Genomic DNA, 23,711 nt, shown 5'->3' with positions numbered 1-23,711 from the left:
ACTTTGATAAAATATATGTTTCTCCGCATAAAGATAGAAGAAATTTTGCACAATAATCGTAAGCAGTACTAGTTATTTATTTTTAAAAATCATGAATGGTACATTATCGTAATTGAACTGACTCAATAATTGGTTGAGAGGTGAAGTGCTCCATGAAAAGGTTTTCTATACTGACTGTAATGGTTATGATGCTTGTTGGTTGCGGCACCCAAAATAAAGCCGTAAATGACGAAAGCCAGAATTTAGTTAAGGTGAAAAATAGTACAATTGAGGAAGTTGATAGAGAGACTGGCCAAGCGGTTTCAAAACACTTAGTAGACCTAGCAACGAGCGTTCCAGATGTTCATGATGCAACCGCTGTCGTGATAGGTAACTATGCAATCGTTGGCATTGATGTCGATCAAAATATTGATCGATCACAAGTGGGCTCTATCAAATACTCTGTTGCCGAAAGCTTAAAAAATGACCCGCACGGTGCCCGAGCAGTGGTGATTGCTGATCCCGATATGATGGCACGCCTGAAGGAAATTGCTTCTGATATTCGCGCCGGGAATCCCATATCCGGGATTATGAATGAATTATCGGATATATCCGGACGACTGATGCCTGAAGTTCCTGCTGATATGATTGAGCCGAAGGCAAAGAATGCCAAAAATGCTACTGAAAATCCGAAAAAAGAAATGAATAATCAAGATTCCCAGCAACTTGAAAAAAAGCAAGATGATCAATCACAACACCATAAAGATTAAGCAAGAACCGTATCATACAGGACATTCATATCGTTCACTTAGATGAATACTTAATTAAAAACACAAGGAGACTATCCACCTAGGATAGCCTCTTTTTTATCGTGCGCTTGTTGCGCTACGCATTGCATCCATAACCTGCTTGTCCAACTTCGCAGCAGCAACCTTGTCATAGGTTTTGTCATATTGTGGTTCAACACTAATTTTCGAACCATAAAACATGACGTCTCTTACTTCAGTAATGTTTATACTTACGAGCGCAAGCTTTAAGGGAACCCCCTCCAATTTCTCTTGTAAAACACTCGCATCTCCTGCAATTGAATAGGTTGATTCATTTGCAATGATGTTTAAAACAACCTTACTGTTTTGATTAATATTTTGGATTATTCTTGAGCGATTATCCACCGCAAATAATACTGAATCTTCATTTGCAGCTAATACCCAAGAAATTGCGCTGACATTCGGACCGCCTGTTTCGAAATCTATTGTGGCAAGTGTGGCAAATCGCTCACTTTGCAACTGATCAAATAATGGTTTCATTAACTTTGCTTCAACTTGGTTTACCATATGATTACCTCCTTAATTACCATCATCTTACTACTATCCCATTTTTTCATCAACTTTAACGTATTAACTTATTGCCATTATCGACCAATCCTTTATGGTATATTATAATGTAGTAAATAGAGTAGCTTAGACCAGATTTGATAACAGAATTGAGGTGTCAAGATGAGAGTGAAATGTTTTATTTGCGATAAAATTGAATCGATTGATGATTTTTCACCATTGGCAAAACGATTACGAAATCGGCCAATTCACACATATATGTGCAAACCGTGCGAAGAGCGGATTACAGAAAAAACTAACCAACGCCATGCATCAGGCAACTTTAAGCTCTATAAACCAGTATCTGAAGATGATAATTGGTAAAACGGAGGCCGCTCTCGACTGGGAGCTAGCAAAATCGAAATGCGAATGGATATTCACGCGATAAAAGGGATTTGGAATGAGTTTATTCCAAATCCCTTTTCATATACCTATTTCTATTTTTCATCATGCCAAATGGCTGGTTGATTTCCGTTCCAGGTGCTATTAACCTGAAGAATTGCCACACGCTTTTTCAATCTAGCTTAGTGAGTGGCAATCTTTTTTATGTTTTGACAACTTCTTAAAACATCTCCTCAACTATTGGATAAATGAAGGTAAAAAAGATAGAAGCTAGGTTTGATAAAAAAATAGACGGAGAATTTCCGCTTATATTGGGAAATGCCCATATTTCCTTAAATATAAGCGGAACTTTTCCGTTTATGTTATTTAAATCTTTAAATTTTGTCCTATTTTGAGCTGATAGTCGAAAATTCTCCGCTTATTTGGTCTATTTTAGCCTCTGCTTTTTACTTTAGGCGGAAATTCTCCGCCTATAAATTCGCAAAACTCATAAGAATCAACAGTTCCCATATATAGAAAAAAACTGTAGCCAAACTCGCATCCAGCGAGTTTGGCTACAGTCTGAGGCGCAAGGTTATAACCTTGCATCTTTTTATCATTCAGGAAAAATCTTGAATTTATCTGGTTCGGCTTCGATTTGGTTTAGCATAACCTCAATCAAGTCAATCGGAAATCTCATCGATTGCGCTTCTCCATCCTTCATGTAATGGACAAAATACCATCTTTCATTATCCTTTTCAACCTGGACATCAGATAGGCCATGTTCGTCCTTCAAAATAGCTGCAAACAGCTCAGTTGTTTCAACAGCTGAAAGATCAAGTGGTCTTGCATCACTCACTACTTTTATCGATAACCAATTATATAAAGCATCCTGTAAAGACTTCACATTGCATCCCCCAAACTAACCAAGCTTGGCATCCTGTTTCTTTTGGTTATAGAGACGGATTTTATAAATAATAAGAATAAGAGCTGCAACAAGCAACCCTTCTGTTATCGGTAAAAAGATTGCCAAGAATGTGAGAACTGTACAGCCTAAGAATAAAAATAAGTAAATGATGATTGATTTACCCAGTGACAACGGCTTTGCAAATCCCAATTTATAAACCAAGATACATAAAGCAACAATTGTCAAATATAAAAGCGGTGTGCCAACCCCCGGATTTTTATCAAGCTGAAACAGGGCTGCAAAAAATGATAAACTCTCTGCTACATCCATTTCTGGCATTCCGGTCACTCTCCCTTAAAGTTAGCTTAACTCAGCCATTTTCTTCTTCTTCGCCGATTTCTCACGTTCGTTCTTATCTAAAATTTTCTTACGCAAACGAATTGATTCTGGTGTTACCTCACAATACTCGTCATCATTTAAATACTCTAAAGATTCTTCAAGCGTCATGATTCGTGGCTTTTTAATCACTGATGTTTGATCTTTGTTGGCAGAACGAATATTGGTTGCGTGTTTTACTTTAACAATATTAACGGTAATATCATTTTCTCTAGTATGCTCACCAACAATCATACCTTCATAAATTTCAGTACCTGGTTCAACAAAGATTGTTCCTCGATCCTCTACTTGCATAATACCATATGTTGATGCTTTTCCGGATTCCATTGATACAAGAACACCCTGGCGTCTTCCACCAACCTGACCAGGCTGCATTGGTTGATAGCTATCAAATGTATGGTTAATAATGCCATAGCCACGAGTTAAGGTTAAAAACTCAGTCGTATATCCAATTAAACCACGAGCAGGTACATTAAAGATTAAGCGAACTTGTCCTGATCCGTTATTGATCATATCGAGCATTTCGCCTTTACGAGCTCCAATTGATTCCATAACAGAACCAGTATGCTCTTCTGGCACATCAATTTGAACACGCTCGATTGGCTCACAGCGAACTCCATCGATTTCACGCACAATAACTTCTGGTTTAGATACTTGAAGCTCATAGCCTTCACGTCGCATATTTTCTATTAATATAGAAAGATGCAGTTCGCCACGACCTGATACAATCCATGCATCTGGTGAATCGGTATTTTCAACACGGAGACTGACATCCGTTTGTAATTGCGCGCGTAATCTTTCTTCAATTTTTCTTGAAGTGATGAATTTACCTTCTTTACCAGCAAATGGGCTATTGTTTACAACAAAAGTCATTTGTAAGGTAGGTTCATCAATGCGAAGTACTGGGAGTGCTTCCTGGTGTTCGATTGGACAAACCGTTTCACCAACATTGATGTCTTCCATGCCGGATAACGCAATAAGGTCGCCCGCTTTAGCTTCTTGAATTTCTTGACGCTTTAAACCAAAGAAACCAAAGATTTTTGTTACACGGAATTGTTTGATTGAGCCATCAAGCTTCATTAGTGCTACTTGTTGTCCGACATTAATCGTTCCTCGGAATACGCGACCAATCCCGATTCTTCCCACATAATCATTATAATCTAACAATGCTACCTGGAATTGCAAAGGTTCTTCACTGTTATCAACCGGAGCTGGAATGTGTTCGATAACCGCATCGTATAAGCATTGCATGTTCTCGTCTTGATTTGCTGGGTCAGGGTCAACACTTGCTGTTCCATTAATAGCTGAAGCATAGATGACTGGGAAATCAAGCTGGTCCTCGTTTGCTTCAAGTTCGATAAATAAATCTAATACTTCGTCAATGACTTCTTCTGGTCTAGCGAAATCACGGTCAATTTTATTAACAACAACAATCGGGGTAAGATTTTGTTCTAATGCTTTTTTCAATACAAACCGTGTTTGTGGCATACACCCTTCGTATGCATCTACGACTAGTAATACACCATCAACCATTTTCATGATCCGCTCAACTTCTCCGCCAAAGTCAGCGTGTCCAGGTGTATCGAGAATATTGATTCTTGTGTCTTTATATTGAATGGCAGTATTTTTAGCTAAGATGGTAATTCCACGTTCTCTCTCAAGATCATTTGAATCCATTGCTCGCTCTTCAACATGTTCATTCGAACGGAACGTTCCTGCTTGTTTTAAAAGCTGATCAACTAGGGTTGTTTTCCCGTGGTCAACGTGAGCAATAATGGCAATATTGCGTATATCATTTCTTAATTTCAAAAAATTCACTCCTCATATTTTCGTGAAACCCCTTATGTCTACATAACTGAAATATTATAACACAAATAAATAGAAACCAATAATGATTTTGTAGTACAATATTTAATATCTTATTTTTTACGGCAAAAGGAATTTAATAAAGGGGTATGGTCATGAACATTAAGTGGTTATTTTTATTATTCGCAATTGTTACCGCAGCATGTATTGCTGGAATCGGAATTGCGGTGGCAGAAAGAAGCATCTTGGGGATTGTAGGCTGCACCATCGCAACCATCGCATCTTTTGGATTAGGTTTTTCAATGAAAAAGAAATTATTAAAAGAGCAACATAGTTAACCTAAAAAATCCCTGAATTCAGGGATTTTTTTTATGGGATGACTACTTTACCAATTACCATTCATTAAGTATTTTTCCAATAATTCCCTATAAAGCCTAGGTTTAGATACAAGGACGGTATTTTCTCCCAATAACTTTAATGGTTCACCTCTTAATGTTGTAGCTATACCACCAACCTCTTCCAGAAGCACTTTTCCAGCAGCGAAGTCCCAAGGGGATAGTCTTAATGAGATGTAGGCATCGATTCTCCCCGAAACAACATAAGCAATTTCGAGAGCTGCCGAGCCAAGTGATCTTGTCGCGCGAGCATCTCGCACCAAAGCTGCTAAAATTTGTGAATCAATTCGAGGATTTTCGATAGCCCAAGATGCATTTACACCAATAATCGCTTCATTGACCTTAACCTCTGCTAAAATTCCGAGCGGTATCTCATTTAAATATGCTCCTTTGCCCTTTTGCGCATGGTAGAGCTCGTCATGAACTACATCATAGATTAAACCAATTTGACCGATGCCACGCTCATAAATACCAATCGAAATGGCAAAATTACGCTGTTGATGAACAAAATTCATTGTTCCATCGATAGGATCGATAATCCAGACAATTCCAGCAAATTCTGCAGGTGATTCATCTAAACCTTCTTCTCCAAGGACGGTATGTAGTGGGAACGTTGTTTTTATTTTTCCAATGAAAAATTGTTCTATTTCCTTATCTATATTCGTTACAAGATCATTCGGATTTGATTTAGTTTGAATGTTTAATGTTTCTGAAAAAGAAGCCCTAATTTTTGCACCAGCCTCTTTTATCCATTGCTTTGCATATGTATCTATTTCCTGCCAATTTGTCATGCTTTCTCCTCCTACCAGGGCTTTTTTCCAGATTATTCAAGATAGTATAAATTATACTATTACACTTCAGATGGTTTCAAACAATTGCACTTACCACTGTAAGACATATTCAATCTTGTTTTTAGCTCCTGTTTGTCCTTTTGAATGATAATAATAAACGAACCCCAGTTTTTAATTTGGAGTTCGTTTTTATAAGGTCACTATTGTACTTAAATTGACATCCATTTTTTATTCCTTACTCCTTTGGTGTCTTTAAAAATTTACTGCTGAATTAGAGCACTTTTAATCTAATTAGTTCATTTCTGATTCTTTCTAACTTTTGTTTGCAGTCTTTTTGTTTTGCATCATTCTTCTCACCCATTGCCTCAAAAAGCGTGGCTAGCTCATAATCTAATTCCAATCTAAGTACGGCAGCTCTTTCATTAAGAATAGATTTTTTACGATTAGAATTTACTAATTGTTTCAATAGCATAAACTCCCTTCTAAAATAAATTTAATTTTCTGACTATTTTTAATATTATAATATGAGGTAATTGCTTTTGATGCAACAAATATGTGCTGAAACCTAGTAGGGAAAATATTTTCCAACAGTAAGCACCAAATTTCATGTTCTCAAATAGGTGTGTTACAATGTTTTACAAATTCTGCAGGAGGTTAAGTCATGTCGTCGTTTTCAGGTTTTACCAATGAAGATTTTGACCTTTTTAAAATAGAAGGCTTAGAACAACGGATGGAAGTATTAATTCAGACCGTCCGCCCAAAGCTTGAGTGGTTAGGGAACCACTTTGCGCCGAGCTTAGCCACATTAACCGGCCAAGAAATGTTCCCTCACGTCGCTAAACACGCTCGGAGGACAAAAAACCCTCCCAATGATACATGGGTTGCATTTGCGAACAATTCACGAGGTTACAAAATGCTTCCCCATTTCCAAATTGGACTTTGGGAAAGTCATTTATTTATCTGGTTTGCAGTCATTTATGAATGTCCACTTAAAGAGGGAATAGGTGAAAAACTCATCAATCAGCTCGACTCCATTCAAACAATTATCCCGAAAGACTTCGTTTGGTCGATGGACCACACACAGCCGGAGGCAAGCCCGCATCATCAATTGAATTCTGACCAACTTCTTATGATGTTTGAACGCCTACATAAGGTTAAAAAAGCGGAGATTCTATGTGGATATCAAATTCCACGTTCTAATGCGGTAAAGATGAGTCCCGAGGCTTTGCTAAAACAATTTGAATTTGTTTTTGAAAAACTGATTCCTTTATACAAACTTAGTTCCTTTTAAGATAAGCCATAAGGGTCTCCAACCGATGATTCGGGAAGGGGCCCTTGTGGCTTATATTTATCCTATTACATTTTAATCATTTTCATGTCATTAGATTCTTTACTTTTTTTAATAATTAAATAGGATGAGTAACCACTCGTCTCAGCAAATTGGTCAAATATTTTCTTCTCTTCCGATTTACTAGGCACGATATCTTTGAAGCGTCGGTATTGCTTCATTAGTTCATCTCGATCAACTCCGGATTCATACCCTTTTTCTACACATTCAAAAAATTTGATCACATCAATTATTTCTTCAGTTGACCAGTCTGGAACAATTGGGTATTGGTATTCCATCATATTCACTTCCCTTAAATTTATGAAAGTTTTTTACTATTTTACCCATCTGGATGTAATATTCTCCACGTCACGGACCATTCTTGAAATAAGTTCTTCGACCGTAGGGACATCTTTAATCAAGCCAGTGACTTGACCGGCCCACGCAAAGCCCTCGGTTACATTTCCATCATATATATATCTTTTATTTGCCGTTCCACTAATATAAGCCTTTAAACCATCGTAACCAACAGCTTCCCGCTCTAATTCTAAAATTTTATCAGTCCATGAATTAGCCAAAGCCCGCGCCGGTGCACCGATTGAGCGCTTGATCACTACCGTATCAGCTTCAGTACCTTCAATGAGTGCTTGTTTATATGCTTCAGATGCGTGAACACACTCTTTTGTAGCGATAAATCTTGTCCCCATTTCAATACCCTCTGCGCCGAGCGCCAATGCCGCCAGTAAGCCTCTTCCATCACCAATTCCGCCCGAAGCAATGACAGGGATACTCACAGAATCGACAACCTGTGGAATTAACACAAATGTTCCAAGATCATCTCGTCCAAGGTGACCTCCACCCTCTTGACCAACAACCATTACGGCATCAGCACCAAGTTCTTCTGCTTTTTGAGCCTGACGCTTTGCGGCAACCAGAACCAATTTTTTAATATCAGTGCCTTTTAGTTGTTCAAAAATAGGAGCAGGATTACCTCCAGTCATCGAAACAACTGGTACATTTTCTTCAATCGCAACCTCAAGCATGTGAGAAAACGGTCTGCCATGCTGGCCAATCGCAAAATTGACACCAAATGGTTTTGCAGTTAATTCCCGCACTTTTCTAATTTCAGCACGCAATTCTTCAGGAGTATTTAATGACATTGCTGTAATTTGCCCTAAGCCTCCAGCATTTGAGACAGCAGCAGCTAAATCTGAATAAGCAAGATAAGCCAGTCCTCCCTGAATAATCGGATAATCGATATTTAATAGGTCTGTAACTCTCGTTTTAAAATTCATCATTTACACACTCCCTAACAAATTTTCTTTAAATGATAAATGTTCTCCTTCATTGGGTAAGAATCCTGTTTTTTTCAAAGAATAATTGTTAGAAAGTTCTTGAGAAAATAAAAAATTTATCACTATGCAAAGGGTATGAAAGGTGCTATAATTCTTTTGTTTTATGTATAAATGAACATTATTAATAAGTAAAGAGGTGTGGGAAAAAGTTGTCTCAATACAATACACCGTTATTTGATGGGTTGGTTAAACACGCCCAAAAGAATCCTGTCCAATTTCATATCCCTGGTCATAAAAAGGGAGCGGGAATTGACCCGAAATTCCGTGAGTTCATCGGGGATAATGCTCTTTCTATTGATTTGATAAATATTGGTCCTTTGGATGATCTTCATTCGCCCAAGGGCATCATTAAACAAGCGCAAGATTTAGCTGCTGACGCTTTTGGAGCTGATCATACATTTTTTTCTGTACAAGGAACAAGTGGTGCAATTATCGCAATGATTATGAGTGTTTGTGGCCCTGGCGAGAAAATTATTGTTCCGCGTAACGTTCATAAATCAGTTATGTCGGCAATCGTTTTTTCAGGAGCAATTCCGATTTTTACTCGTCCGGTCATTGATAAATATTTAGGAATCTCACATGGGATTACCACGGAAGCTGTGGAACATGCCCTGCAACAACACCCTGATGCAAAAGGCGTTTTGGTTATTAACCCAACCTACTTTGGAGTTGCCGCCGACTTACAAAAAATCGTAAAAATTGCACATTCTTACAAAGTTCCAGTACTCGTTGATGAAGCACATGGCGTTCATATTCATTTCCATGAAAAAATGCCGCTTTCAGCAATGCAGGCTGGCGCAGATATCGCTGCTACAAGTGTCCATAAACTTGGCGGCTCGATGACCCAAAGCTCTATTTTAAATATGCGTGAAGGACTTGTATCAGCAAAACGTGTACAAAGTATCTTGAGCATGTTAACAACTACATCTACTTCCTACTTACTCCTAGCATCGTTAGACGTTGCTAGAAGACGTTTAGCAACTGAAGGAAGAGAATTAGTTGAAAAGGCAATAAATATTGCAAATTCAATTCGTACCCGAGTCAATGATATCGAATTCTTGCATTGTATGGGCGAGGAAATCTTGAACTCAAAGGCAGCGTTTGGTTATGATCCAACTAAATTGGTCATATCAGTAAAGGATTTAGGCATTACCGGTTACGACGTGGAAAGATGGCTTCGTGAAAATTATAACATCGAAGTGGAGATGTCTGATTTATACAATATCCTTTGCATCATCACACCTGGAGATACAGATACGGAAGCAAATATTCTCGTTACTGCTTTAAGAGATTTAGCATCACAATTCAGTCATCAGGCTGAGAAGGTTCATACGAAAGTCCTGCTTCCTGAAATCCCATTATTGCAATTGACCCCTCGTGATGCTTTTTATGCTGATACCGAGTCAATTCCATTGGAGCAAGCAGCAGGTCGAATTATCGCTGAATTCGTCATGGTTTACCCACCTGGGATACCCATTTTCATTCCGGGTGAAATCATTACAGAAGAAAACATTGAATATATTCAGAAAAACATCGATGCAGGTTTGCCCGTGCAAGGTGCGGAAGATGATGAATTGAAAAACGTTAGAGTAATCAAAGAACATCGTGCGATAAAATAGAAAATGGAGGTGCTTTGTCACCTCCACAGATTGCCGAGAAAAGGTATTTTCTCGGCCTTTTTCATTTTTTAAAAGCTTTAATTTACCTATTTCTATTTTTTGCCTGCAAAATGGCCGGTTGATTTCCGTTCCAATCAACTTGCGTAAAACCAACACTTAGCTTTAATACAGCATAATTAAAAATGAAAAAGCATGCCTCTGCATGCTTTTTTCATTTATTTAATGTTCTTTTGATTCCTTTTTTTCCTCGTTGCAGCATTGACACTTCGCATAAAGAACCGTTACTTTTTCATCCTCAAAATGATCAATAGTCATATCACAAGTTTGACATACGATTGTACCCACTATGGATCTCCCTTCCCTTCGGAAAAAATTGATCAAGAATTTGTTGTAAGCGTTTTTAATGAATTTCTTAATTTGATAATAATATAACACTATTGTTATTTCAAGCCTAATTTGTATGTCACATTAACTTTTTTTAGTAGTAAATATTGGTATACCCTGTAAACAAAAAACAGTATAAAGCGTTTAGTATAACACAATGAAAAACAGACCTTTGAAAAAGGTCTGTCTGTTGATTATTCATATTGAGGTCCAAATGGTACTCCAGGCAAGGTATTTCTGAAAAATTCAACTAAATCCAATGCCTGCTGTTCGTCGGAAATTTTGAATGATGACTTAACATATTCTGTATTGTCCAGGTCTTTAGGGTCGAGGAGAGCTGAGCGGCCTGTTTGCATGCAGACAACGAGGGGCTTCCCAAAAAATAGATTGGTGTAAATAATCCCAAAATCATAACGCGTGGATTCGGTTGTAAATCCTACAAACCGAACTTTAACCTTCTCTGATTCATCATACAACTTTTCGAAAATTACCATAAAAAACCTCCCTCAAGCCATAAATTATTTTTTGAATATTTAGAATTTTATTATAACTTATATGTTCTATTTTTTCAATGTATTTTTTTGGAAAATTATAAAGATAGTCCCTTCGTTTCGGCATTATTGAATAGCCCATGTTATAATAAGAGGGAAATGAGTACTAATTTTGAAACCGGGGGATTGGAAAATGGCACAAAATGCTTATATTAAGCTTGTTCCTGCTTCAACAACACAAACAATCACAACAGAGGAACTAAAAAACTACTTTAATTATTACAAAGAAATTACCGCAAAAACAGGGGATCAACTGGACTGGAATTACGCATATTCAGCCTTTCCTTATGATATAAAAGAACACGAAAGCAGCCAGGGCAAATGGTTTTATCTATCAGCAACTCAAGATCGCTATTATGCTATTTTAATCGGAATTGATCAAGAAGTGGTTAAACAGGAGGATGGTACCGAACGAGAGCAGACGTATATCCAAGTTACACTACCTGAACAGGCAACAGCTGGAGATAAGGGTAAAGCAAATGAGTTTTGTAAATTCTTATCGAAAAAGCTTCAAGGTGAGCTGCATTTGTTTAACGGACGGGTTATGTACCACTATCCACGAAAATAAATCGAACTGACGACCACCCCTATTGGTCGTCTTTTTTCATATACATGATTGAGCTATCAAAAAAACGGTGTTCTTATTTGAATTAATGATAAGATGTATTGAATCGAAAAATAAATACATAAGCTTATAAACGTAATGAGTACCGTCTTTTTTGTAGATTTAATTAATGAATTCCCAACTAAAAAGGCTATATATAAAAACACAACAAACATTAAACCATTAAATACTGGTTGGTCATGATGTGAAAGCCATTCAATCACAGAAAAGCCACTCCAAATGATTAATTGTAATAAAGTCACTACATATCCTGTCATTCTCATCTCATTACCTACCTATAATCATGGCATGTTTACATCATTATATGATGAGTTGACGAAAGATATTTTCATTCGGAAAAGATTTTATGAACAAGCTATATATACAAAAAAAGTCCTTTTCTCCGCAAAGAAAAGGACCTCCTACTTTATTACTTAGTGTGTTAAACGTGGCTGTTGATTTCCGTTACAGGCGCTTCGCGCACCTTCCACTCCAATCAACTTTGCACAATAACAGCACTCTGTTATAACATAGTCTCTTATTTAATAATATGGATTGGGTGACCTAGTGCTACTTCGGCCGCTTCCATTGTAATTTCGCCAAGAGTAGGATGGGCGTGGATAGTCATGGCAATGTCTTCGGCTGTCATTCCTGTTTCGACTGCTAATGCCAATTCAGCAATCATATCAGATGCACTTGGACCTGCAATTTGCGCACCAATCACTAAACCATCTTCTTTGCGAGTGACTAGCTTCATAAAGCCCTCTGTAGCATCTAATGCTAACGCACGACCATTTGCAGCAAACGGGAATTTCGCAGCAACAACCTCAATTCCCTCTTCCTTCGCTTGAGCTTCGCTGTAACCAACAGTAGCTAATTCCGGATCTGAGAAAACAACTGCCGGCATTGCCAAATAATCGATTTCTGACGAAAGACCCGCAATCGCTTCAGCAGCAATTTTTCCTTCATATGACGCCTTATGGGCAAGTGGCGGTCCTGGCACAACATCACCAATTGCATATATATTACTGATATTTGTGCGACATTGCTTATCAACCTGGATAATGCCACGGTCAGATATATCAATACCTATTTGCTCTAATCCCATCTCATCAGTATTCGGACGACGACCGACCATCACAAACACATAGTCAGCTTCTACCGTTTTTTCTTCACCATTTACTTCATATCTGACGGTGACGCCATTTTCTGTTTCCTCAACGCCTTTAGCAAATGCCTTCGTAACGATTTCTGCCCCTTTTTTCTTTAAATTCTTTTTCACTAGAGCTGACATTTGCTTTTCAAAACCGCCCAAAATTTCGTCCAATCCCTCTAAAATCGTTACCTGAGTTCCGAAGTTTGCATATGCTCCTCCTAACTCAGTACCGATATAACCTCCGCCAATGACGACAACTTTATTAGGAATTTCCTGTAAAGCCAAAGCTCCAGTCGAGTCTAAAACACGGTTTGAATATTTAAATGCTGGTAATTCAATAGGACGTGATCCTGTTGCGATAATGAGATTTTTAAAGGTATAAGTCTGAGCTGAATTTTCATCCATAACTCGTAGTGTATTTGCATCCACTAAGTATGCTTCACCACGAACGATGCTAACCTTATTCCCCTTTAGCAGCCCTTCAACCCCACCAGTTAGTTTTTTGACAACACTTGCCTTCCAAGTCTGAACTTTTGTGAAGTCAACTTTAACATTCTCAGCAGTAATTCCGATTGTCTCAGAATGTTTTGCCGTTTCATATTTATGTCCAGCAGAAATTAACGCCTTTGAAGGAATACAACCAACGTTCAAACAAACACCGCCTAGTTCTCCTCTTTCAATGATCGTTACCGATTGACCAAGTTGAGCGGCGCGAATCGCTGCTACATAACCACCTGGTCCTGCTCCTATCACGATAGTATCTGTTTCAATTGGAAAATCTCCTACTACCATCTGTTACGCCTCCATTAACAATAGTTCAGGATCGTTTAATAATTTTTTAATATGGTTCAAGGCATTTTGCGCAGTTGCACCATCAATCATACGGTGATCGAAGCTTAGTGATAAAGCTAGGACCGGAGCAACAACGATTTCACCATTTTTTACCACTGGCTTTTCAGCAATTCGCCCAATGCCTAGAATCGCAACCTCTGGATGGTTAATAACTGGAGTAAACCACTGTCCACCTGCTGAACCAATATTAGAGATCGTGCAAGATGCACCCTTCATTTCATCAGGGGCCAACTTTCCATCACGAGCCTTTGTTGCCAGCTCATTAATTTCGTTTGAAATGTTGAAAATGGACTTACGATCTGCATCTTTCACTACTGGAACAAGCAAGCCTCTTTCCGTATCAGCTGCAATTCCGATGTTATAGTAATGTTTATGAATAATTTCCTCGGCAGCATCGTCAAGTGATGTATTTAACGCAGGGAACTCTCGCAACGCGCTTGTTAATGCTTTTACTACATACGGAAGATATGTAAGCTTAATTCCTTTTTGCGCTGCAATATCCTTAAATTTCTTACGGCTTGATACAAGCAATGTTACATCGACTTCATCCATTAAGGTAACATGCGGAGCTGTATGCTTAGAGTTCACCATTGCTTTAGCAATCGCTTTTCTAATACCGCTCATTTTTTCACGAGTTTCAGGATATTCTCCCTGTGGAATGGTCGCTTTAGGTGCCACTGTTTCCTGAACAGCCGGTACTCCCGCTGTTTGACTCGTTGATTCTGACGTAGCAGCATTTCCTCCGGTTAAGAAAGCATCGATATCTTCTTTTGTGACTCGACCATTCTTTCCAGAACCAGATACCTTCTGGATATCAACACCTTTATCACGAGCATACTTCCGCACGGATGGCATGGCAATAATGCGGCGGTTTGATTCCTCTCCAACTTCTGATTGTTGACTATTTGAAACTGTCTTTGCATCTGTACCTGCCACTGGAGGAGCTACAGGAGCAGCTTTTGGCTCTTCAGCTTGCTTCGGCTCTTCTTCATGTTCGTCTCCCTTAAACTGCAGGTCTTCATATCCAGGTGCATCAAAAGTAACTAACACTTGACCTACCGTCGCAACTGTGCCTTCATTAACGAGTACCTCTTCGACAGTTCCTGCAACCGGTGAAGGAATTTCCACCACCGCTTTATCATTTTGCACCTCACACAACACATCGTCCTCTTGGACTTTATCGCCGGGCTTAACAAACCATTTCACGATTTCGCCTTCGTGAATACCTTCACCAATATCTGGCAATCTAAATTGAAACGCCACTGGATTCACCTTCCTAGAAAAATTTTCCGTCCTGATAAATAGGATGAGGAATTCCTGAAAATTACCGACTTCTATATCCTCCCAGAAATTCCGTAAATTTATTTAAAATGTTAATACCTTTTTTGATGTTTCGATAACATCTTTATAATTTGGCAACCAAACCGCTTCAGCTTGAGGGAATGGGAATACCGTATCTGGAGCTGCCACACGTAGTACCGGTGCCTCAAGACTTAAAATAGCTCGATCATTAATTTCTGCTACAACCTGCGCTGCAATACCTGCTTGCTTTTGTGCTTCTTGGACAACGATTGCACGACCTGTCTTTTCGACAGAAGCAACGATTGTTTCGATATCAAGTGGAGCAATTGTACGAAGGTCAATGACCTCCACAGAATAGCCTTCCTTTGCTAACTCATCCGCAGCTTTTAATGACTCATGAACCATTGCGCCATAAGTAATAATAGACAAGTCAGTACCTTCCCGTTTTACATCAGCTTTACCAAGAGGAATCGAATATTCCCCTTCAGGTACTTCCTGACGGAAAGAGCGATACAATTTCATGTGTTCCAAGAATATAACTGGGTCATTGTCACGAATGGATGAAATTAATAATCCTTTTGCGTCATAAGGTGTTGATGGGATGACAACCTTTAAGCCTGGTTGTTGTGCCATTAATCCTTCTAAACTATCCGCGTGCATATCGGGTGTATGAACACCCCCACCAAATGGTGAGCGAATGGTTACCGGTGAATGATACCGTCCACCTGATCGGTAACGCATGCGGGCTAATTGTCCTGAAATTGAATCCATTACTTCAAAGACAAACCCAAAGAATTGTATTTCCGGTACAGGGCGATAACCTTGTAAAGCAAGACCCACCGCTAAACCACCGATTCCAGATTCCGCAAGTGGTGTATCGAATACACGCTCTTCACCGAATTCCTTTTGAAGTCCTTCAGTCGCACGGAATACACCTCCGTTTACGCCAACGTCCTCACCGAACACTAACACATTCGGGTCATTACGCAGTTCAGTGCGCAGTGCATCCGTAATTGCTTGAATCATTGTCATTTGCGCCATGGCTTATTTCGACTCCTTTGCTTTATATAGTTCAAATTGTTCCTTTAGGTTTTGCGGCATCTCTTCGTACATAATCGACATTAAGTCTGTTACCTTTTGCTTCGGTGCTGCATCTGCTACTTTAATAGCTTCTTTAATATCCTCTTTTGCTTTTTCAATTACTGCGCTTTCTTTTTCCTCATTCCAAAGCCCTTTAGCCTCTAGGAATTTGCGGAAACGAACAAGCGGATCTTTCTTTTCCCATTCGTTATCAAGGTCAGCCGTACGATACCTGGTTGGATCATCTCCAGCCATTGTGTGTGGACCATAACGATAAGTTAATGTTTCAATCAAAGTTGGACCTTCACCATTAACTGCACGCTCGCGTGCCTCATGAACAGCCGCATATACCGCCAGCGGATCCATTCCGTCCACTTGAATACCAGGAATACCGGCAGCTACTGCTTTTTGAGCAAGTGTTTTTGCAGCAGATTGCTTATCTACCGGAGTGGAAATCGCAAATCGATTATTCTGAACGATGAAGATTGCAGGGGCTTTATACGCTCCAGCAAAGTTAATCCCTTCATAGAAATCACCCTGTGATGTACCGCCATCACCTGTGTAAGTAATCGCAACTGATTTCGCACCACGCTTTTTCATACCAAGTGCAACTCCAGTGGTTTGCACATATTGAGCACCAATGATAATTTGCGGATGAAGAACGTTAACTCCCTCAGGAATTTTCATCCCTTCAAAATGCCCCCTTGACCAAAGAAACGCTTGAGACAGTGGTAAGCCATGCCATACAAGTTGTGGAACATCACGATAACCTGGTAAAATAAAATCTTCCTTTTCCAAAGCGTATTGGGACGCAAGTTGGGAAGCTTCTTGTCCAGCTGTTGGTGCATAAAACCCTAAACGACCTTGGCGATTCAATGAAATAGAGCGTTGATCTAAAATTCTTGTATATACCATTCTGGTCATTAATTCTTGAAGCTGCTCATCGCTTAAATCTGGCATATCCGCTTCGTTCACAACTTGACCATCTTCATTTAATATTTGTAATGTTTGAAACTGCTCCTCAATATCTTTGAGTTGCTGCATCACATTTAACTGAGTTTTTGTTTTAGATGCCATAAATGCCACCTCATCCTTTCATTCAGGGAAATAATTGTTAAACATAGCCATATCAGAATTAGGATACCCAATCTCATCAAACTTAATTAAATATTATTCATTAAACTCAAAGAATGAGAATGAGAATCAAAAATCTGTATTATTATTTATTCTTTTTTAACTAATACAATTAATTTCTACGTTTTTAAGTTTACAACACCCTAATAAACAAGTCAAACATATTGTTTATTACTTTTCACATTTTATACACATTTATCAAATTAAGTTCTGTATCACTAGTTTATTGCACCTGTATTACAAAAACGCACTTGAGAATAGATTGATATAACACAGTAACAAAAATTACTTTTTTTGCAAAAAATTACATTTAACCCTTCTACATATATGTATGAAGGCAAAAAAAAATCGGCCTAAATCGGCCGATTATCAATCAATTATTATTTCGAAACGTTAAAGCCAGCTTTTTTGTAAAATGAAAGCTTAAGGTTGTTATATTCACTCGTTTTTCCATTAAACTCATCATTGGTAGTTAAAACTTGATCGTATGTTTTATTGATTTTATTTACCTGTTCCTCCAGTGTCTCTAAAGAAACATCTTTATTTTTTAGCATCTCGTATAGCTCAGTATCATACTTTATTCCCAATTGATACTGATCATAAAGTTCATTATGTATTTCATACCGTTTTTCCATGGTTTTGATCAGTTTTTTTGCTTCTGATTTTAAGTCCTCATCCTTCAATTTACCTACAAGTGGAGAGATCGTTTTAAATTTCTGTTTCGACGCATCGATACTTTCCTTCTCCTGATTAATATGGTCTTTACGCTTGGAAACAATAACCAGTGCCTCATCTGAAAGCTTTACAATTTCATCATGCTGATCGCTCTTTAACGACATTATCTTCTGATAGAGCTCTCTTTCCTGCGTCTCAAGCTCAACAAGTGGTTTTTGTTGGTCTTCAAAACCTTTTTCAGCTTTTGCGACATCCTCGAGAATATTAAACATTTCCTGTTCTGGCTTTTCCCCAATACAACCGCTTAATGACAAAAGCCCCATTGCCATGAGTATCATGAAGATGAATTTCCGTTTCTTCAACACACTTCTACCCCCTAACTAACTTTTACTATATCGATTGTCTAATCATTTTACAATAGTTGCTAAGTCCATAAAAACACAGTTTCTTAATCGAATTCTAATGAGAGAAACTTTGTGTCCCGATAGGCTCAGGCCTACACATATTTAGCTAAAATACATAGTTTATAGTAAACGTCAAATAGACGAATAACAATCAGGGAGGTTTTCCTATGTTTGGTTATAGTGGATATGGATTCGGAGGCGGCTGTTGCTACCCTGCTTATGGTGGTCATGGTGTAGGCTTCGGAGGATGTTTTGCTCTAATCGTCGTCCTCTTCATTTTATTAATTATTGTTGGTAGTGCATTTTGTTAATCACAAATTAGCGAAAGGGGGAGACTCGTCTCCTCTTTTTCTATATTCACCAACGTGACATATAGTTATAAATAATTAACTTTTCGTTTATTCTTTGATATATTACATACATAGTTAATTTTTAACATATGGGTAATGATGAAGTAACGGACAATAAGATTAGGAGTGTTAATATATGCTTACCATGGATGATATCATTAGGGATGGCCATCCTACACTAAGAAAAGTCGCAGATGACGTTCAACTCCCTCCATCAGAGGAAGATAAACAAATATTGACCAGTATGATGGAATTTGTTCAAAACAGCCAAAATCCTGAAATTGCAGCTAAATATAACCTACGCCCCGGAATCGGCCTTGCTGCCCCACAAATTAATGTTTCAAAAAAAATGATTGCAATCCACGTTCTGGGTGACAAAGACAAATTATACAGCTACGCTTTATTTAATCCCAAAATTATCAGCCATTCTGTTGAGCAAGCCTATTTATCGTCAGGCGAAGGGTGCCTATCAGTCGATGAGGCCATTCCAGGTTTTGTCCCAAGACATGCACGTATCACTGTAAGGGCCTACGATATCGACGGCAAAGAAATTCAATTAAGATTAAAGGGTATGCCTGCTATCGTATTCCAGCATGAAATCGATCATGTAAACGGGATTATGTTCTATGACCATATTAATAAGCAAGACCCCTACTTCCGCCCAGAAAACGCGCTTGAAATTCAACGCTAAACTTCTCAGTGGAAGTCTCATACAGCGATATAGATAGAAAAAGCCTGACACCATTTGGCGTCGGCTTTTTCCATCCATACATTAATTAAATTAGTCCTAGCTCCTTTAAGCCAAACCAAATCCCATCTTCATCGACAGGCTTCGTAATAAAGTTTCCATGCTGTTTTACTTCATCACTAGCATTCCCCATCACCACTCCAGTTCCAACTGTCTGAAGCATCTCAATATCATTTAAACCATCACCAAATGCGTAAACATCCTTCATATTCATTCCAAGTATATCTACCATTCGCTTAATTCCCTCAGCTTTTGAGCCTCCCTTTGGGATTACATCAACTGAGAATGGATGCCAGCGCACAAACTGAAAATCAGGAAATCGTCCTTCGTATAAATATTCTTCTCGCTCCTCGACAAATAATAATGACTGGAATATGTGTTTATCTTGATAAAAAAGATCATCATGCTCCGGATGAGAAAATTGTAGGGTTTTCATACTTTCTTCAATATAACGATGGTGTGGTACACTTGATTTCATCGACTCTTGGTTCATAAAAACAAGAGGGTGATCCAAATTATTCGAGTATTGGTGTAATCGATGTAATTCTTCTTTGTTTAAGGGATTGTGATAAAGTAATTTATTTTCAAAAACGACAAACTGACCATTGAAGCTGACATATGAATCAATTTCTAACTCTTGTCTTAATTCCTCAAACATAAATGGCGCTCGTCCTGTAGCAATTGCCACAAAATGTCCCTGTTCCCTCAAGTCTTTGATTGCTTGCTTGGTTTTTGACGGAATTTGTTTATCATGATTTAAAATTGTACCGTCAATATCAAAAAAGATGATTTCCTTCATCATTAGGTCTCCTCCTGCTGAATAAAAATACTAAAATAACATTAAAACACAGCTTGGTTAATTTTTCTAACCCTAAATGTTTATCATACTAAGAAAGATTAGGGTATTTCTTCCATAATTACAAATGATAAATTATTGTAGTTTAAACATATACTAGTAAAAGGAAATATCTAAACGCCATTTTAATAAATAATCTATAACTACTTTACAATGGACAAGGATGGTTTAAAATAGGAAGTGAGGAGATGATCCACTATGTTGAAGAAGCTAAGACAGAAGCTCTTAAAACAGTGGAAAGATTTACTTCGAAAAAAATCAATCGCTTAGTGCTTTTTGAGCCCTTCAAACTTGCGAAGGGCTTCTTCCTTGTTGTACATTTGTAAAATAACACCTATTTAACATTCCTTGGAAGCCCATCCCTGTTATTCCTTCCCATGAATAATTTGTTAAGGCAAGAAAAAAAATGAAAAACCTGTTATTATATAATAAGTGATTTAGTAACACGGATTTATACCTTTCAGAGCGTAAAAACTAATAACAGGAACAACTTCAATATTTATTACTTTAACCATGAAGTTAATGTATCTATATAAAAAGTGCAAGGCGGGTAGCCTTGGGCGACAAGCACCATATAAAAATTTAATGAAAATGAATGAAGGAGAGATAATCATGATTTTTAAAGTATATTTTCAGGAGTCAAATAAACAGGTACCAGTACGGGAAAAAACAAAAACTCTATTTATCCATGCTGATTCTGAAAGAGATGTTCGGAAAAAATTAGCGGATAAATCCTATAATATTGAGTTTGTACAACCAGTACAAGGTGCATTTTTAGAATATGAGCAAAACAATGAAGACTTTAATGTATTGGAGATTGGATAAAATATGAAATTTGTTAAGAATGATCAAACAGCCGTGTTTGCCCTGGGTGGACTTGGGGAAATCGGTAAGAACACCTACGCCGTACAATTTCAAGATGAAATTATTCTAATTGATGCAGGTATAAAATTCCCCGAAGACGAGTTACTGGGAATTGATTATGTAATTCCAGATTACACTTATTTAATTAAAAATGAAGATAAAATTAAAGGATTATTTGTTACCCATGGTCATGAAGATCACATCGGTGGTATCCCCTATTTACTTCGGCAAATCAATGTTCCCATATACGGTGGAAAACTTGCCCTTGGTTTAATTCGAAATAAACTGGAAGAACACGGTTTATTAAGAAATGCCAAGCTTTACGAAATAAAAGAGGACGATATCATTAAGTTTCGGAAAACATCGGTTACTTTTTTCCGTACCACTCATAGTATCCCAGACTCATATGGAATTGTCGTAAAAACTCCTCCTGGACAAGTTGTTCATACAGGGGACTTCAAATTCGATTTTACGCCAGTCGGTGAACCAGCTAACCTTACAAAAATGGCTGAAATTGGAAAAGAAGGAGTCCTTTGCCTGCTTTCTGATAGCACGAATAGTGAAATTCCAAACTTCACAATGTCAGAGCGTAAGGTCGGTGAAAGCATTGATGATATTTTCCGTACTGTTGACGGGCGAATTATCTTTGCAACTTTCGCATCAAATATCCACCGCCTTCAGCAGGTTACTGAAGCAGCTGTTGCAAACGGCAGAAAAGTTGCTGTTTTTGGACGAAGCATGGAAGCAGCAATTGAAATCGGTCTGGATTTAGGTTATATCAGTGCACCTAAGGATACTTTTATTGATGCTCAATCAATTAATCGTTTACCTGCAAACAAAGTAACAATCCTATGTACCGGTAGCCAAGGTGAACCAATGGCAGCATTATCACGGATTGCTAACGGAACTCATCGTCAAATTCAAATCATTCCTGGAGACACTGTTGTTTTCTCATCATCACCAATCCCAGGGAATACGATTAGCGTAAGTCGTACAATTAATATGCTGTTTAAGGCAGGAGCAGAAGTCATTCATGGACCATTAAGCAATATCCACACTTCAGGTCATGGTGGCCAAGAGGAACAAAAGCTAATGCTTCGCCTAATAAAACCAAAATTCTTTATGCCAATTCACGGTGAATACCGCATGCAAAGAATGCATGCTAAATTAGCAGTCGATTGTGGTGTTCCTGAAGAAAATTGCTTCATTATGGATAATGGTGAAGTATTGGCGCTAAGTGATAATATGGCTCAGGTTGCTGGGAAAATTCCATCTGGAAATGTATATATTGACGGAAGCGGAATTGGCGACATTGGTAATATTGTATTACGCGACCGCCGTATTCTTTCTGAGGAAGGTCTTGTCATCGTTGTCGTAAGCATCAATATGAAGGAATTTAAGATTGCTGCAGGACCAGATTTAATTTCCCGAGGTTTCGTGTATATGCGTGAATCTAGCGATCTTATTAACGATGCACAAGTGCTAATTACAAAACATTTGAACAAAGTGATGGAGCGCAAAACAACGCAATGGTCTGAAATTAAAAATGAAATTACCGATACCCTTGCGCCATTCCTTTATGAAAAAACTAAGCGTCGCCCAATGATTTTACCAATTATTATGGAAGTCTAGTTAAAAAAAGCTCGCCTGCTGGCGAGCTTTTTTGTTTATTCATTTTCCCAATTTCACCATACAACCTGCTACATTGCTTTCTTTTCAAATCGGTTTATATCAATATCGGCACCGATGACAACGAGAACATCACCTGATTGAATGACTTCATTTGCTTGAGGCGAAACAATAATATTATTTCCACGCTTGATCGCAACGATTGTAATTCCGTATTTTGCGCGAATATCTAAATCGATAATAGAATGACCGCCAAGCTTATGATTCGCAATGATTTCAACGATGCTGTGCTCCTCTGAAAGCTCCAAATAATCCAAGACATTATTGCTAGATATGTGATTGGCGATACGACGGCCCATATCACGTTCTGGATGAACGACGTGGTTTGCCCCTATTTTCCGGAGTACTTTCTCATGATAGTCATCCTGAGCTTTCACAGTAATATTCGTAACACCCAGTTCAATTAACATTAAAGTTGTTAAGATACTCGCTTTAATATCGTTTCCAATCGCGACAATAACGTGGTCAAAATTTCGGATTCCTAGACTTTTTAGGACCTGTTCATCGGTACAATCCCCAACAACGGCATGTGAAGCTATCGCCGCAAATTCATTTACTAGATCTTCATCCATATCAATTGCCAATACTTCCATGCCTTGTTCAGCTAAAACACGACAAATGCTGCCGCCAAAACGACCTAATCCTATTACAGCAAATTCTTTTTTCACAATGAGGTCCTCCATTAACACACATTCTCTATTGTCTCATTTTAGCATAAAAGAAAAGCATTAAGCACTAGCGTTAAATTTAATACTGTGTTAAACAAGTATGTTGACTTCCGCTCCAATCAACT

At 38.2% G+C, this 23,711-nt stretch carries 29 protein-coding genes; 11 read left to right on the top strand and 18 right to left on the bottom strand.

Annotation, left to right across the window (positions count from 1 at the left end):
* Positions 1–152: 152 nt before the first annotated feature.
* Positions 153–749, top strand: coding sequence for a YhcN/YlaJ family sporulation lipoprotein (locus HHO41_RS16725; RefSeq protein ID WP_169100748.1), 597 nt, complete (start codon positions 153–155; stop codon positions 747–749).
* A gap of 96 nt (positions 750–845) precedes the next feature.
* Here the strand turns inward: HHO41_RS16725 and HHO41_RS16720 are convergent, their stop codons facing one another.
* Positions 846–1,313, bottom strand: a complete 468-nt coding sequence (locus tag HHO41_RS16720) for a pyridoxamine 5'-phosphate oxidase family protein (protein WP_169100739.1) — start codon at positions 1,311–1,313, stop codon at positions 846–848.
* A gap of 162 nt (positions 1,314–1,475) precedes the next feature.
* Here HHO41_RS16720 and HHO41_RS16715 point away from each other — a divergent pair, with 162 nt between their 5' ends.
* The gene (locus tag HHO41_RS16715; RefSeq protein ID WP_169100737.1) at positions 1,476–1,676 is read left to right on the top strand and encodes a YlaI family protein; all 201 of its coding nucleotides are present in this window, start codon (positions 1,476–1,478) and stop codon (positions 1,674–1,676) included.
* A 613-nt stretch (positions 1,677–2,289) separates the two neighbouring features.
* On the opposite strand, the gene HHO41_RS16710 is transcribed toward HHO41_RS16715, so the two are convergent.
* Genes HHO41_RS16710 through typA form a run of 3 tightly spaced genes read right to left on the bottom strand, consistent with a single transcriptional unit; the run spans position 2,290 to position 4,785 of the window.
* Positions 2,290–2,580, bottom strand: a complete 291-nt coding sequence (locus HHO41_RS16710; RefSeq protein WP_169100735.1) for a hypothetical protein — start codon at positions 2,578–2,580, stop codon at positions 2,290–2,292.
* Between the two features lie 15 nt (positions 2,581–2,595).
* On the bottom strand, positions 2,596–2,910 hold the full coding sequence (locus tag HHO41_RS16705; protein ID WP_169100826.1) for a YlaH-like family protein: 315 nt from the start codon (positions 2,908–2,910) through the stop codon (positions 2,596–2,598).
* Between the two features lie 30 nt (positions 2,911–2,940).
* Positions 2,941–4,785 (bottom strand): translational GTPase TypA, encoded by a 1,845-nt coding sequence (gene typA / locus HHO41_RS16700; protein ID WP_169100733.1) that lies wholly within the window; start codon positions 4,783–4,785, stop codon positions 2,941–2,943.
* 152 nt (positions 4,786–4,937) lie between these two features.
* Between typA and HHO41_RS16695 the strand changes: the two genes are divergently transcribed.
* Positions 4,938–5,120 (top strand): YlaF family protein, encoded by a 183-nt coding sequence (locus HHO41_RS16695; protein ID WP_248278513.1) that lies wholly within the window; start codon positions 4,938–4,940, stop codon positions 5,118–5,120.
* 47 nt (positions 5,121–5,167) lie between these two features.
* On the opposite strand, the gene HHO41_RS16690 is transcribed toward HHO41_RS16695, so the two are convergent.
* Together HHO41_RS16690 and HHO41_RS16685 are read right to left on the bottom strand one after the other, a co-directional pair.
* A complete protein-coding gene (locus HHO41_RS16690) occupies positions 5,168–5,968 on the bottom strand; it encodes an inositol monophosphatase family protein (RefSeq protein ID WP_169100729.1) in 801 nt (266 codons plus the stop codon).
* A 271-nt stretch (positions 5,969–6,239) separates the two neighbouring features.
* Positions 6,240–6,434, bottom strand: coding sequence for a hypothetical protein (locus HHO41_RS16685; RefSeq protein WP_169100727.1), 195 nt, complete (start codon positions 6,432–6,434; stop codon positions 6,240–6,242).
* Between the two features lie 195 nt (positions 6,435–6,629).
* On the opposite strand from HHO41_RS16685, the gene HHO41_RS16680 reads away from it, so the two are divergent.
* Positions 6,630–7,259 carry a YktB family protein gene (locus HHO41_RS16680; protein ID WP_169100725.1) on the top strand — a complete coding sequence of 210 codons (630 nt, stop codon included), beginning with the start codon at positions 6,630–6,632 and terminating at the stop codon, positions 7,257–7,259.
* A gap of 65 nt (positions 7,260–7,324) precedes the next feature.
* Here the strand turns inward: HHO41_RS16680 and HHO41_RS16675 are convergent, their stop codons facing one another.
* Entirely contained in the window at positions 7,325–7,594 is a 270-nt protein-coding gene (locus HHO41_RS16675; protein WP_169100824.1) for a UPF0223 family protein, read from the bottom strand.
* A 36-nt stretch (positions 7,595–7,630) separates the two neighbouring features.
* On the bottom strand, positions 7,631–8,590 hold the full coding sequence (locus HHO41_RS16670; protein WP_169100822.1) for an NAD(P)H-dependent flavin oxidoreductase: 960 nt from the start codon (positions 8,588–8,590) through the stop codon (positions 7,631–7,633).
* A gap of 209 nt (positions 8,591–8,799) precedes the next feature.
* Between HHO41_RS16670 and HHO41_RS16665 the strand changes: the two genes are divergently transcribed.
* Positions 8,800–10,269 (top strand): aminotransferase class I/II-fold pyridoxal phosphate-dependent enzyme, encoded by a 1,470-nt coding sequence (locus HHO41_RS16665; RefSeq protein WP_169100723.1) that lies wholly within the window; start codon positions 8,800–8,802, stop codon positions 10,267–10,269.
* Between the two features lie 219 nt (positions 10,270–10,488).
* Here the strand turns inward: HHO41_RS16665 and HHO41_RS16660 are convergent, their stop codons facing one another.
* The gene (locus tag HHO41_RS16660; protein ID WP_169100721.1) at positions 10,489–10,614 is read right to left on the bottom strand and encodes a GapA-binding peptide SR1P; all 126 of its coding nucleotides are present in this window, start codon (positions 10,612–10,614) and stop codon (positions 10,489–10,491) included.
* Positions 10,615–10,847: 233 nt separating this feature from the next.
* Entirely contained in the window at positions 10,848–11,147 is a 300-nt protein-coding gene (locus HHO41_RS16655) for a DUF3055 domain-containing protein (RefSeq protein ID WP_169100719.1), read from the bottom strand.
* Between the two features lie 190 nt (positions 11,148–11,337).
* Between HHO41_RS16655 and HHO41_RS16650 the strand changes: the two genes are divergently transcribed.
* Positions 11,338–11,772, top strand: coding sequence for a DUF1885 family protein (locus HHO41_RS16650; RefSeq protein ID WP_169100717.1), 435 nt, complete (start codon positions 11,338–11,340; stop codon positions 11,770–11,772).
* A 56-nt stretch (positions 11,773–11,828) separates the two neighbouring features.
* Here HHO41_RS16650 and HHO41_RS16645 read toward each other — a convergent pair whose 3' ends face one another.
* From HHO41_RS16645 to HHO41_RS16620, 6 genes are all read right to left on the bottom strand, one after another.
* Complete coding sequence (locus tag HHO41_RS16645) at positions 11,829–12,092, bottom strand: hypothetical protein (RefSeq protein ID WP_348981306.1); 264 nt, start codon at positions 12,090–12,092, stop codon at positions 11,829–11,831.
* Between the two features lie 254 nt (positions 12,093–12,346).
* Positions 12,347–13,756, bottom strand: a complete 1,410-nt coding sequence (gene lpdA / locus HHO41_RS16640; protein ID WP_169100715.1) for a dihydrolipoyl dehydrogenase — start codon at positions 13,754–13,756, stop codon at positions 12,347–12,349.
* A gap of 3 nt (positions 13,757–13,759) precedes the next feature.
* Positions 13,760–15,079: a 2-oxo acid dehydrogenase subunit E2 gene (locus HHO41_RS16635; protein WP_169100713.1), complete on the bottom strand. Its 1,320-nt coding sequence runs from the start codon at positions 15,077–15,079 to the stop codon at positions 13,760–13,762.
* A 102-nt stretch (positions 15,080–15,181) separates the two neighbouring features.
* Positions 15,182–16,159, bottom strand: coding sequence for an alpha-ketoacid dehydrogenase subunit beta (locus HHO41_RS16630; RefSeq protein WP_169100711.1), 978 nt, complete (start codon positions 16,157–16,159; stop codon positions 15,182–15,184).
* Between the two features lie 3 nt (positions 16,160–16,162).
* On the bottom strand, positions 16,163–17,275 hold the full coding sequence (gene pdhA / locus HHO41_RS16625; RefSeq protein ID WP_169100709.1) for a pyruvate dehydrogenase (acetyl-transferring) E1 component subunit alpha: 1,113 nt from the start codon (positions 17,273–17,275) through the stop codon (positions 16,163–16,165).
* A 437-nt stretch (positions 17,276–17,712) separates the two neighbouring features.
* Positions 17,713–18,372 (bottom strand): YkyA family protein, encoded by a 660-nt coding sequence (locus HHO41_RS16620; RefSeq protein ID WP_348981304.1) that lies wholly within the window; start codon positions 18,370–18,372, stop codon positions 17,713–17,715.
* Between the two features lie 206 nt (positions 18,373–18,578).
* Here HHO41_RS16620 and HHO41_RS16615 point away from each other — a divergent pair, with 206 nt between their 5' ends.
* On the top strand, positions 18,579–18,722 hold the full coding sequence (locus HHO41_RS16615; protein WP_169100707.1) for a YjcZ family sporulation protein: 144 nt from the start codon (positions 18,579–18,581) through the stop codon (positions 18,720–18,722).
* A gap of 175 nt (positions 18,723–18,897) precedes the next feature.
* Positions 18,898–19,452: a peptide deformylase gene (gene def, locus HHO41_RS16610; protein WP_169100699.1), complete on the top strand. Its 555-nt coding sequence runs from the start codon at positions 18,898–18,900 to the stop codon at positions 19,450–19,452.
* A gap of 85 nt (positions 19,453–19,537) precedes the next feature.
* Here def and HHO41_RS16605 read toward each other — a convergent pair whose 3' ends face one another.
* Positions 19,538–20,311 (bottom strand): Cof-type HAD-IIB family hydrolase, encoded by a 774-nt coding sequence (locus HHO41_RS16605; protein WP_169100697.1) that lies wholly within the window; start codon positions 20,309–20,311, stop codon positions 19,538–19,540.
* A gap of 242 nt (positions 20,312–20,553) precedes the next feature.
* On the opposite strand from HHO41_RS16605, the gene HHO41_RS16600 reads away from it, so the two are divergent.
* From HHO41_RS16600 to rnjA, 3 genes are all read left to right on the top strand, one after another.
* Positions 20,554–20,691 (top strand): hypothetical protein, encoded by a 138-nt coding sequence (locus HHO41_RS16600; protein ID WP_169100695.1) that lies wholly within the window; start codon positions 20,554–20,556, stop codon positions 20,689–20,691.
* 286 nt (positions 20,692–20,977) lie between these two features.
* Positions 20,978–21,190 (top strand): DNA-dependent RNA polymerase subunit epsilon, encoded by a 213-nt coding sequence (locus HHO41_RS16595; protein WP_169100693.1) that lies wholly within the window; start codon positions 20,978–20,980, stop codon positions 21,188–21,190.
* A gap of 3 nt (positions 21,191–21,193) precedes the next feature.
* Positions 21,194–22,861 carry a ribonuclease J1 gene (gene rnjA / locus HHO41_RS16590; protein WP_169100690.1) on the top strand — a complete coding sequence of 556 codons (1,668 nt, stop codon included), beginning with the start codon at positions 21,194–21,196 and terminating at the stop codon, positions 22,859–22,861.
* A gap of 68 nt (positions 22,862–22,929) precedes the next feature.
* On the opposite strand, the gene HHO41_RS16585 is transcribed toward rnjA, so the two are convergent.
* Positions 22,930–23,586: an NAD-binding protein gene (locus HHO41_RS16585; RefSeq protein WP_169100687.1), complete on the bottom strand. Its 657-nt coding sequence runs from the start codon at positions 23,584–23,586 to the stop codon at positions 22,930–22,932.
* Between the last annotated feature and the right edge of the window lie 125 nt (positions 23,587–23,711).

The sequence above is a fragment of the Bacillus sp. DNRA2 genome (assembly GCF_012843265.1).
In the GTDB taxonomy this organism is placed as follows: Bacteria; Bacillota; Bacilli; order Bacillales; family Cytobacillaceae; genus Bacillus_BU.
This window is presented reverse-complemented; position numbering and strand designations above follow the sequence as displayed.

What these genes read in the sequence shown, in the direction of transcription:
- HHO41_RS16725 (WP_169100748.1), top strand. Translation starts at nt 153, where the DNA reads ATGAAAAGGTTTTCTATACTGACTGTAATGGTTATGATGCTTGTTGGT.
- HHO41_RS16720 (WP_169100739.1), bottom strand. Translation starts at nt 1,313, where the DNA reads ATGGTAAACCAAGTTGAAGCAAAGTTAATGAAACCATTATTTGATCAG.
- HHO41_RS16715 (WP_169100737.1), top strand. Translation starts at nt 1,476, where the DNA reads ATGAGAGTGAAATGTTTTATTTGCGATAAAATTGAATCGATTGATGAT.
- HHO41_RS16705 (WP_169100826.1), bottom strand. Translation starts at nt 2,910, where the DNA reads ATGGATGTAGCAGAGAGTTTATCATTTTTTGCAGCCCTGTTTCAGCTT.
- HHO41_RS16695 (WP_248278513.1), top strand. Translation starts at nt 4,938, where the DNA reads ATGAACATTAAGTGGTTATTTTTATTATTCGCAATTGTTACCGCAGCA.
- HHO41_RS16690 (WP_169100729.1), bottom strand. Translation starts at nt 5,968, where the DNA reads ATGACAAATTGGCAGGAAATAGATACATATGCAAAGCAATGGATAAAA.
- HHO41_RS16680 (WP_169100725.1), top strand. Translation starts at nt 6,630, where the DNA reads ATGTCGTCGTTTTCAGGTTTTACCAATGAAGATTTTGACCTTTTTAAA.
- HHO41_RS16675 (WP_169100824.1), bottom strand. Translation starts at nt 7,594, where the DNA reads ATGGAATACCAATACCCAATTGTTCCAGACTGGTCAACTGAAGAAATA.
- HHO41_RS16670 (WP_169100822.1), bottom strand. Translation starts at nt 8,590, where the DNA reads ATGAATTTTAAAACGAGAGTTACAGACCTATTAAATATCGATTATCCG.
- HHO41_RS16655 (WP_169100719.1), bottom strand. Translation starts at nt 11,147, where the DNA reads ATGGTAATTTTCGAAAAGTTGTATGATGAATCAGAGAAGGTTAAAGTT.
- HHO41_RS16650 (WP_169100717.1), top strand. Translation starts at nt 11,338, where the DNA reads ATGGCACAAAATGCTTATATTAAGCTTGTTCCTGCTTCAACAACACAA.
- HHO41_RS16645 (WP_348981306.1), bottom strand. Translation starts at nt 12,092, where the DNA reads ATGAGAATGACAGGATATGTAGTGACTTTATTACAATTAATCATTTGG.
- lpdA (WP_169100715.1), bottom strand. Translation starts at nt 13,756, where the DNA reads ATGGTAGTAGGAGATTTTCCAATTGAAACAGATACTATCGTGATAGGA.
- HHO41_RS16630 (WP_169100711.1), bottom strand. Translation starts at nt 16,159, where the DNA reads ATGGCGCAAATGACAATGATTCAAGCAATTACGGATGCACTGCGCACT.
- pdhA (WP_169100709.1), bottom strand. Translation starts at nt 17,275, where the DNA reads ATGGCATCTAAAACAAAAACTCAGTTAAATGTGATGCAGCAACTCAAA.
- HHO41_RS16615 (WP_169100707.1), top strand. Translation starts at nt 18,579, where the DNA reads ATGTTTGGTTATAGTGGATATGGATTCGGAGGCGGCTGTTGCTACCCT.
- def (WP_169100699.1), top strand. Translation starts at nt 18,898, where the DNA reads ATGCTTACCATGGATGATATCATTAGGGATGGCCATCCTACACTAAGA.
- HHO41_RS16605 (WP_169100697.1), bottom strand. Translation starts at nt 20,311, where the DNA reads ATGATGAAGGAAATCATCTTTTTTGATATTGACGGTACAATTTTAAAT.
- HHO41_RS16600 (WP_169100695.1), top strand. Translation starts at nt 20,554, where the DNA reads ATGATCCACTATGTTGAAGAAGCTAAGACAGAAGCTCTTAAAACAGTG.
- HHO41_RS16595 (WP_169100693.1), top strand. Translation starts at nt 20,978, where the DNA reads ATGATTTTTAAAGTATATTTTCAGGAGTCAAATAAACAGGTACCAGTA.
- rnjA (WP_169100690.1), top strand. Translation starts at nt 21,194, where the DNA reads ATGAAATTTGTTAAGAATGATCAAACAGCCGTGTTTGCCCTGGGTGGA.